The organism is Cellvibrio sp. ARAG 10.3, assembly GCF_051846955.1.
GTDB lineage: Bacteria > Pseudomonadota > Gammaproteobacteria > Pseudomonadales > Cellvibrionaceae > Cellvibrio.
In genome coordinates this window covers 170,080-179,366 of record NZ_JBPYCU010000011.1, presented here as the reverse complement: position 1 = coordinate 179,366, position 9,287 = coordinate 170,080, and the positions used below count along the sequence as shown (strand labels likewise).

Sequence of the window (9,287 nt, the reverse complement as noted above, 5' to 3'; positions counted from 1 at the left end):
AAGCATCAAACAGCATACTCACCACAAGCGGCCTGATGGGTTGCTTGTGGTGGTATCGGAGAGATGGTATCTACGGAGAGTGATTAACCCTGGCCGCGGGTGCGGTTGGCGTGGGGGCGGGCGTTTTCTTCGGTGAAGGCGATGATGGCGTCAGCGATATCTTTTTTGGTGGCGGCTTCAATACCTTCCAGGCCCGGCGACGAATTCACCTCCATCACCAGCGGGCCCCGGCTGGAGCGTAGCAAATCCACACCGGCGACGTGCAAGCCCATAGTCGTAGCCGCTTTGATCGCGGTGCGCCGTTCCGTGGGGGTGAGTTTGGTGATCCTGGCTGTACCGCCACGATGCAGGTTGGAGCGGAATTCACCTTCCTGCGCGGTGCGTTGCATGGCGGCCACGACCTTATTGCCGATCACAAAACACCGCACATCGCTGCCGCCGGCTTCCTTGATAAATTCCTGCACCAGAAATTCAGCGCGCAATTCGCGGAAGGCTTCGATCACACTCTCTGCCGCCTTGGGGGTTTCGGCCAGCACGATACCGCGACCCTGGGTGCCTTCACAGAGCTTCAGCACCAGCGGCGTGCCGCCCACCAGTTTGATCAGTTCCTTGGTGTCGTGAACGTTGTAAGCGAAGCTGGTCTTGGGCAAGCCCAGGCCTTTGCGTGAGAGCAATTGCAGGGCGCGCAGTTTGTCGCGCGAGCGGCCCAGTGCCACGGATTCTGTCAGGCAGTAAACCCCCATCATCTCGAACTGGCGAATCACTGCCAGGCCATAGTGAGTAACCGAGGCGCCGATGCGCGGAATAACCGCATCAAAATCTTCGAGTTTGTTGCCCATGTACCAGATCGCGGGGCTGGACGAGGTGATGTCCATGTAACACTTCAAAATATCGATGACATGCATCTCATGGCCGCGCTTAACCCCGGCTTCCACCAGGCGGCGGGTAGAGTACAAACGTCGATTGCGAGACAGTATGGCAATTTTCATAAAATGACCGAGGTAAATAAATTAGGGAGTTGTATTAAGGACTGTTACGCCGGGCGTAAGCACTGAGGCCGTGATTTACACGGGTGGTTCACTCTTGCTGCCGCCCAGGACAAAAGATTTGGCGCTGTCGACGACGTAACCCTGCCGCAGGGCGCTACGGCCCAGCAACATGCGAAAGCGCATATTTTCCCGGTCCGTCAGGGTAATTTCGATAGGAAACTGCCGGTCCTTGAGTTGAACGGTTGTTTCAATGACAAATCGCCACTCGCGATGCCCACCGGAATCGGTGACCTGCCGCCGGTCCTTGATCGGTGCCTCACATTCGATACTGCTGGTGGTACACCCTTGCAGGGGATGCAGCCCAAATCTCACCCAGGCTTCACCGTTCCGCTCAAATGGCGTGACGTAATAAGTGTGCAGGGCGCTGGTTTTGGCTCCGGTGTCCACTTTGACCTTAATTCGAGTGGCGTCAAAGCTGGTTAATGTAATCCACTCTCGCCAGCCGATCAGCTGTTGTTCTGTCGTGGCCACGGTTTCTCCTCATGGGTAGTGCGGTGTCTGCGTCGCCGTGCTGGGTGCGGTTTTTACTTGGCCAGGGGCGGTGGGTAAAATGAAAAATATTATTCGTCTCGACAAATTTTTTTTGCTTTGTTTGGCGTCATAGCTATGATAAATAGCGCGGGACAAACTGCCTGAACCGGTAAAAAGGTAGCGGCAGATGTCAATCGGCAGCCTACTTTTATGGCTGACATAGTCCCGGTTGTCGTTGTAGCAGTTGCGTTAACATCCCTTATCTGTCGATTCTGGAGTAGTTTTATGTCTGTCGATGAACATAGCCCTGCTGATGCTGATTTATTGAATGAAGTGATCGATATCGACGATGACGAGCAACCCAAGCTCACCGGTAAAGAAGCGAGCCAACATATGCTCGAAATGCGCCGTAAAATCGAAGACAGATTGGAGCGTCGCCGTCTCAAGGACCAACTTGGGTTTGATGATTTGTCCGAGCTGGATTTTTAATTAACCCACCCACCTTGTTATTCCGGCTAACTGGTTTGCCCGAACCCGCCGCGAACCAGTTAGCATGCATTTTCCCCCATCAACATCTCTGTTGCGGCTTTCTATTTGAGTGTCGCCAGCACGGGCGCTAATGCAGCGTCGTGTTCCCTGCCTGCTTTATAGACCAGATAAATGGGTTGCACAAAGCGCGGTGCGTCAGCTACCCGATAAAAGTCACGCCCGGCTAAAGCGAGGGTGGAGGGCAGATAGGCAGAGGCTGCGGCCTGTGCCATAAACTGGATACCCAGGGCGGCCTCTGTGGTGCGCAACCGAGGTTCAATGCCGGCGACGCGCTTGTGGTGAAATGCAGCGAAAGCCGCGCTCCATTCGATAAACAGATAAGGCGTGGATGGTGAGCTTGTTTCTGCCGAGCTCCACAGGGTCAATTCCTGTTCGGCAATCTTGATGGCGTGTAGCTCAGGGTGTTGCGGCAAGTCCAATACCACCGCCAGATCCAGTTGCTGGGCGAGGATCTGGGTAATCAATTCCAGGTGCGACAGCGACTCAACCGATAACCCCCGGCTGGCAGAGATGGATAACAGTGTCTGGATAAGCTCGGGCAGTTCGCACTGCCATACCGACGCTGTGGTGCCTATCGTCAAATGGGTTTCCGGCTCCAGCTTGATCGACAGGTCTTCCAGTGTCTCCGACCAGGCGCGCAGCAATTTTTTTGCATGGGGCAGCAGGCGTTCTCCTTCCGCCGTCATCTGGATATTGCCGCGAATACGGTGCAACAAGGTAACACCGAGCATTTGTTCCAACTGGCGAATCCGCGCACTGACCGCGGCGGGTGTCAGGAACAGGTTGTCAGCAGCGCGACCGAAGTGGCGTACCTGGGTGACTTCAATAAAGGTTTTAAGCAGTTCGATATCCATAGGCAGCACGTCAGGGCAATGGCACAGCCAGCGGAATGTACACCGACCCTCTGGACGAGGCAACGCGATTGTCCGCGCCTGTCAGATGAACTGGTGTGATGGACGATGGAAACAGGTGGGAAAACAAAAATGCATGGCCATAAAAAAATCCCCCTTGCGGGCAGCAAGGGGGATTTTTTTTACTAACACATTACAACTGATATTGACTGCGGTTTACCGGGGCATTGTCCTGTAACCACTTATCCACTTCCTGTACATCGGCCGGGGTCAGCATACCGGCGGCTTCACGCAGCTGAATGGTATTGATGATGTAGTCATACAACGCGGTCGCATAGTCACGACGTGCCTGATACAACTGACGTTGTGACTGGAGCACTTCCACCAGGTTACGCGTTCCCACTTCGTAACCGGATTGGGTGGCCTCCAACGCGCTCTGGCTGGACACGATGGCCTGCTTGCGCGCTTGCACGCGCGCGACCCCGGTCTCTACCGACAGATGCAAGGCGCGGGTGGATTGGATGATGCTGCGCTGGGTGCTGTTAAAGAGTTCCTGTGATTGCGTGGCTTGGGCGAAGGTCTGGCGACGCTCGGCCGATACTCTGCCACCGCTGAAGATGGGCACATTCAGGGTCACTGCCACCGTGGAGCCTTCGGTATTGTAATCCTGGGATACACCGTATCTTTCACCATCATCGTCATAATCGCTGTAACCCAGCGATGCCGTTACCGTGGGAAGATGGCCGGAACGTGCGCTTTTGGAGACTTGCCGCGCAGCCTCTGCGCCCAGGCGAGCAGCTTTAAGTGAGTAGTTATTCTTCAGTGAAAACTCAACCCACTCGTGGCGGTCAGCCGGTACGGGCTCAACAACCGGGAATTGTGGTGCCAGGGGAGCGATCCGTTCGTGGCTTTGGCCGGTCAGCACTTCCAGTGCTTCAAAATTGATATTCAAATTGCCGCGCGCTTCAAGGGTAGCTGCGGTTGCGCTGTCGAACGCGGCCTGGGCTTCGTGCACTTCAGTAATTGCCGTTAAGCCTACTTCAAAGCGTTGGCGGGTTTGTTCCAATTGATGGGACAAGGCATTCTCTTCTGCGATTGTGGCTTCCAATGTGTCTACTGCACGCAATACATTGAAGTAAGCTTCAGCGACACGAACGATCAGGCTTTGCTGATCAGCACCGAATTGTGCCTCGGCTTGTTCACTCAACTTTACGCCCTGCTTATAGGTGTACCAGGAAGACATGTTGAATAAGGGTTGTTGCAGCGAGATTTCCCAACCGGTGCGGGTTGAGTTGATATTTCCTGTACCGCCCGTATCAGTGGGGTCAGTAGGGTCCGGAATGACGGGCGTGTTTGAGTTATTGGTAACGTCGCTATCGCTTTCAGAGTAAGTCGCACTGGCGTTAATTTGAGGTAACAGGCCGGCGCGATTTAAATTACGCAATTCCTGAGCCGCTTCATAGGCAGCGGTGTCTGCTTTCAGTTGTGCATCATTCTTGAGTGCAAGCTCGTAGATATCCAGCAAACTATTGGCGCTGGCCGAGAGCGGGCCAAAGGAAAATAATCCAACCAACAGATAAAGTTTTGTTTTCTTCATAGAGGTGTCCAAGGTAAAAATCGTCCAATAAGCAAACGCATGGCAGCGGTGAGTGTAGCGAGTTGTGCCGGGGTGGTCGAGCGAGCACTTTAACCCAGCAAGTTAAAAAGAGTAAACATGACGAATGTCATTAAGTGTAACCATAATCCCTGCGCAGTCTACGCAAATCCCGACATCTTGGTTCATCGCGAGCAAAGGCTACGAGACGGATATTAAGACTCCATTAACAGCGAATTTGGATTCACCCGCGGGGCAAAATAAAACGCTCGTGCCTTATTTTTAATATCACTGATGTCGTTCAACTGTCGGGTTCACATAAACCGGTAGCAGCGGGCGCGAGTATGGCGGTCGTCGGTGTCAGATCCTGTCAGTAGAGCAACAAAGCGCCTCGCTTTACATGCCTCCCTGAGTTCACTAGACTGCCCCCATTCTTGTCGGGGTGCTGATTTTTAGGCTGAGAGATACCCGTCGACCTGATCCGGTTAGTACCGGCGTAGGAAACGAGAGCAACGAGATTCAAGTTATCCCGGCGTCTGCCGCCTTGCCCTCCTGCTGTTTCCGCGTCATATATCTGCCACCTGCGGACAGCCCATGACTTCATCGACTCATTCATCAACTCCCATTGCGCTGACGATTGCGGGCAGCGACAGCGGCGGTGGTGCCGGTATCCAGGCCGACCTCAAAACCTTTTCTGCCCTGGGTGTGTTCGGTTGCAGTGCGATCACCTCCCTGACGGCCCAGAATACGCTGGGGGTGCAAGGTGTCTGGCCGGTGCCGCCAGACTTTGTGTCCGCACAGATCGCTTCCGTGCTGACAGACATTCCTGTCGCCGCGATCAAAACCGGAATGTTAGCCACTGCGGATATCATCCAAGCCGTCGCCGACAGCCTGGCGGATTACACGGCAATTCCCTTGATCGTAGACCCGGTGATGGTGGCGACCAGCGGTGATCGCCTGCTGGCGGAAGATGCCATTCAGGCATTGATCACTCGCTTATTACCCCGCGCTACCCTGATTACACCCAACCTTTATGAAGCTGCTGCTTTATTAAATGACGGCCTGGCGCGTACCCATGCCGACCGGCTGCATCAGGCCAAGCGTCTGCAAGCATTGGGTGCACGAGCGGTGCTGATTAAAGGTGGGCACGGCGAAGGCGCCCATGCTGAAGATCTTCTATTAACGGATGAAGGCACCCAGACTTTTTCGGCACCGCGTCTCTCCACGCGCAACACCCACGGTACCGGCTGCACCCTGGCGTCAGCCATTGCTGCTGGGATGGCTCGTCAGTTGACACTGTCGGAAGCGGTTGCCCAGGCCAAATCCTATCTTCACCAGGCCTTGGCCCGTGCCGATGAATTACACATCGGGCAGGGTGCAGGGCCGGTCCATCATTTCCATTCATTTTATTAATAGCCAGGCACGCACTGGCACTAACGAGGGAATTCCATGAACAGCAACCAGAATCTTGCCGAAAAAATCCTGAGCGAGAGTGCTCAGGTCGACGCCGCATCCATCCAGCCATTTACCGGTTCCCGGAAAATCTATGTGCAAGGTTCGCGGCCGGATATACGTGTGCCCATGCGCGAGATTTCACTGGCCGACACACCGACGGCCTTCGGTGGTGAAAAGAATCCGCCGGTGCGTGTATACGATACCTCCGGCCCCTACACCGATCCGGACGTCAGCATTGATTTGCGGCATGGCTTGCCGGATGTACGCACGGCGTGGATTGAGGAGCGTGCGGATACCGAGATCCAGACCGATACCTCGTCGACCTTTACCAAAGAGCGGCTGAATGATCCCAAGTTGGCACATCTGCGTTTTAACCTGACCCGCCAGCCGCGTCGCGCCAAAGCGGGCATGAATGTGTCGCAGATGCACTATGCCAAAAAAGGCATCATCACCCCGGAGATGGAGTACATCGCGATTCGCGAAAATATGGCGCTGGCACAGGCGCGTGAATTAGGCGTGATGAACCAGCAGCATCCAGGGATGAGTTTCGGTGCGAGTATTCCCGATGAAATTACCCCCGAATTTGTGCGCGATGAAGTCGCGCGGGGCCGCGCGATTATCCCGGCCAACATCAATCACCCGGAACTGGAGCCGATGATTATCGGGCGCAATTTTTTGGTGAAGATCAACGGCAATATCGGTAACTCCGCACTTGGCTCTTCTATTGAAGAAGAAGTGGAAAAGTTGACCTGGGGTACCCGCTGGGGCGCAGACACGGTGATGGATTTATCCACCGGCAAAAATATCCACGAAACCCGCGAATGGATTATTCGCAATTCCCATGTGCCCATCGGCACCGTACCGATTTACCAGGCGTTGGAAAAAGTGGATGGTGTTGCCGAGAACCTGACCTGGGAAATTTTCCGCGATACCTTGATTGAGCAGGCCGAGCAGGGCGTGGATTATTTTACGATCCACGCGGGCGTGTTGTTGCGTTACGTTCCGCTGACGGCCAAACGGGTTACCGGTATTGTGTCGCGCGGCGGTTCGATCATGGCGAAGTGGTGTCTGGCACACCATAAGGAAAATTTCCTGTACACCCACTTCGAAGACATCTGCGAGATCATGAAAGCCTACGACGTCAGCTTTTCGCTGGGCGACGGCTTGCGTCCCGGCTCCATTGCTGACGCGAACGACGAAGCACAGTTCGGCGAACTGGAAACCCTCGGCGAATTAACCAAGATCGCCTGGAAGCACGACGTGCAAGTGATGATTGAGGGACCCGGCCATGTGCCCATGCACATGATCAAGGAAAATATGGAGAAGCAACTGGAAGTCTGCGACGAAGCACCTTTCTATACCCTTGGCCCACTGACCACCGACATTGCACCAGGTTACGACCACATCACCTCGGGCATTGGTGCCGCGATGATAGGCTGGTACGGTTGCGCAATGTTGTGTTACGTCACACCGAAAGAGCATTTGGGCTTGCCCAATAAAGATGATGTAAAAGAAGGCATCATCACCTACAAAATTGCGGCCCACGCGGCAGACCTGGCGAAAGGTCATCCCGGTGCACAATTACGTGATAATGCTTTATCCAAAGCGCGTTTTGAATTCCGCTGGGAAGATCAGTTTAACCTCGGCCTCGATCCCGATACCGCGCGTTCTTATCACGACGAAACCTTGCCCAAAGAGTCCGCCAAGGTTGCACACTTTTGTTCCATGTGCGGTCCAAAATTCTGCTCAATGAAGATCACCCAGGAGGTGCGCGATTACGCCGCCCAACACGGCACAGATATTTCTGCCATTGATGAAGATCAGGTGGTGAAGATGATCGACGTTGAAGCCGAAATGAAACAAAAAGCCCAGGAGTTTTTACAACAAGGCGCCGAGATCTATCAAAAGGTGTAATTTATCCCGTAGGTCGGATTAGGCGCAAAGCGCCGTAATCCGACAAATTTTTATACAGGACCAACAATGATTGAAAAACCCCAATTCACCCGCGACGACGTGGACATCCTGCGCCGCGAAGAACTTTATAAACGCTTCTTCCGCGTTGAAAAAGTCTTCCTTCGCCACAAATTATTTCACGGCGGCTGGGGGCACGAAATCGGTCGCGAACTATTCCTGCGCGGTGAAGCGGTCGGTGTGGTGCTTTATGACCCCGCCCGTGATCTGATAGGCATGGTCGAACAATTCCGCGTCGGTGCCATGAATGAGCCTCACGGTCCCTGGTGTTACGAAGTGGTCGCCGGCATGCTGGAAGCGGGTGAAACGCCGGAAGATGTTGCCCGCCGGGAGCTTATCGAAGAGGCCGATGTCAGGCCTTACGCCATGGAATATATCTGCAACTACCTGTCCAGCCCGGGCGGCAGCGACGAAAAGTTGCACCTCTATTGCGGTCTGTGCGACCTTAGTCAGGCAGGTGGAATATATGGTTTGCCGGAAGAGGGCGAGGACATCCGCATGCACGTCTTTGCCGCCGATGACGTCTTTGCCGAGCTGCTGAATGGTGCGTTTAACAATGCTGCAGCATTGATTAGCCTACAATGGCTGCAACTGAATCGGCCCCGTTTGCAAGCGGAAAATGTCACCCCGGCGGATTGACTTAATTCCGTGCCTGGCTAACACTTGATTCAAGATGAATAGTTTTATGACAGCCCGCAGTTAACCGCGGGTGTGGTTATCGTCTTACTTATTGAAAAAGAGTCTATGTATACACTTCGCATCAACAGGCCAACGCCTGAACACGCCACTTATAAGGAACCTTACAAGGTGGACTTTCCTTTGCAGATGGCAGAATGCGAAGCCAACTACCTGCGGCTGCAAAAACTCGTTACCGGCCTTACCCAGGACGAATACCGTTTTATGGTGACGCGCGGCCAACAGGAGTGGTTACAGATCCTGCGTGTGATCGAGCGCTCGCCCTACACCACCACCTTCCAATTCCGCCAATCACCGGTCGCGCCCATTACTCGCTGGTTACAAATGCCGTGTTTAACCCTGCGTATGTATCACGATGCAAAAGTGGCGGAAGTGTTAGCCTGGGAAGGGCACAGACGTTTACGCCCGCGTTACGAATATCCCAATCGTTCGATGTATCAAAGCGACGAAAAATTGCAGATCAATCAATTCCTTGGCGAGTGTTTATCTTTGTGTCTCAATAAAGGGCGCAGTGTGGATAGTGTGGTGCCGACGGAATAGTTTCTTGTGCTTCGAAAACGTTCGCCGAAAGGTGTGGTATGTCGAAAGCGCGGTGAATACATCCGTGTAGCTCCCTCACGTCATCCCTGACGCGAGGGTTTCGACATACCA

The 9,287-nt window shown here is 54.0% G+C and carries 9 protein-coding genes and 1 riboswitch; of the genes, 5 read left to right on the top strand and 4 right to left on the bottom strand.

Features of this window, described 5'->3' with window-relative positions; all coding sequences use genetic code 11:
• Nucleotides 1-83 precede the first annotated feature (83 nt).
• Together rimK and ACSV5M_RS14835 are read right to left on the bottom strand one after the other, a co-directional pair.
• Nucleotides 84-989 (bottom strand): 30S ribosomal protein S6--L-glutamate ligase, encoded by a 906-nt coding sequence (gene rimK, locus ACSV5M_RS14840; protein ID WP_087468341.1) that lies wholly within the window; start codon nucleotides 987-989, stop codon nucleotides 84-86.
• A 75-nt stretch (nucleotides 990-1,064) separates the two neighbouring features.
• Nucleotides 1,065-1,520 carry an ATP-dependent zinc protease family protein gene (locus tag ACSV5M_RS14835; RefSeq protein WP_439177022.1) on the bottom strand — a complete coding sequence of 152 codons (456 nt, stop codon included), beginning with the start codon at nucleotides 1,518-1,520 and terminating at the stop codon, nucleotides 1,065-1,067.
• A gap of 285 nt (nucleotides 1,521-1,805) precedes the next feature.
• Here ACSV5M_RS14835 and ACSV5M_RS14830 point away from each other — a divergent pair, with 285 nt between their 5' ends.
• The gene (locus ACSV5M_RS14830) at nucleotides 1,806-2,009 is read left to right on the top strand and encodes a PA3496 family putative envelope integrity protein (RefSeq protein ID WP_439177021.1); all 204 of its coding nucleotides are present in this window, start codon (nucleotides 1,806-1,808) and stop codon (nucleotides 2,007-2,009) included.
• Nucleotides 2,010-2,110: 101 nt separating this feature from the next.
• Here ACSV5M_RS14830 and ACSV5M_RS14825 read toward each other — a convergent pair whose 3' ends face one another.
• Nucleotides 2,111-2,923, bottom strand: a complete 813-nt coding sequence (locus tag ACSV5M_RS14825; protein WP_439177020.1) for a LysR family transcriptional regulator — start codon at nucleotides 2,921-2,923, stop codon at nucleotides 2,111-2,113.
• A 190-nt stretch (nucleotides 2,924-3,113) separates the two neighbouring features.
• Nucleotides 3,114-4,517, bottom strand: a complete 1,404-nt coding sequence (locus tag ACSV5M_RS14820) for a TolC family outer membrane protein (RefSeq protein ID WP_439177019.1) — start codon at nucleotides 4,515-4,517, stop codon at nucleotides 3,114-3,116.
• A 425-nt stretch (nucleotides 4,518-4,942) separates the two neighbouring features.
• Nucleotides 4,943-5,034: riboswitch (TPP riboswitch) on the top strand.
• Between the two features lie 74 nt (nucleotides 5,035-5,108).
• On the opposite strand from ACSV5M_RS14820, the gene thiD reads away from it, so the two are divergent.
• The 4 genes from thiD (at nucleotide 5,109) to ACSV5M_RS14800 (ending at nucleotide 9,176) form a co-directional block, all read left to right on the top strand.
• Nucleotides 5,109-5,927, top strand: coding sequence for a bifunctional hydroxymethylpyrimidine kinase/phosphomethylpyrimidine kinase (gene thiD, locus ACSV5M_RS14815; RefSeq protein WP_439177018.1), 819 nt, complete (start codon nucleotides 5,109-5,111; stop codon nucleotides 5,925-5,927).
• A gap of 36 nt (nucleotides 5,928-5,963) precedes the next feature.
• Nucleotides 5,964-7,883 carry a phosphomethylpyrimidine synthase ThiC gene (gene thiC / locus ACSV5M_RS14810; RefSeq protein WP_439177017.1) on the top strand — a complete coding sequence of 640 codons (1,920 nt, stop codon included), beginning with the start codon at nucleotides 5,964-5,966 and terminating at the stop codon, nucleotides 7,881-7,883.
• A 66-nt stretch (nucleotides 7,884-7,949) separates the two neighbouring features.
• Entirely contained in the window at nucleotides 7,950-8,579 is a 630-nt protein-coding gene (locus ACSV5M_RS14805; protein ID WP_439177016.1) for an NUDIX domain-containing protein, read from the top strand.
• Nucleotides 8,580-8,684: 105 nt separating this feature from the next.
• Nucleotides 8,685-9,176 carry a DUF1249 domain-containing protein gene (locus tag ACSV5M_RS14800; RefSeq protein ID WP_439177015.1) on the top strand — a complete coding sequence of 164 codons (492 nt, stop codon included), beginning with the start codon at nucleotides 8,685-8,687 and terminating at the stop codon, nucleotides 9,174-9,176.
• Nucleotides 9,177-9,287: the final 111 nt, after the last annotated feature.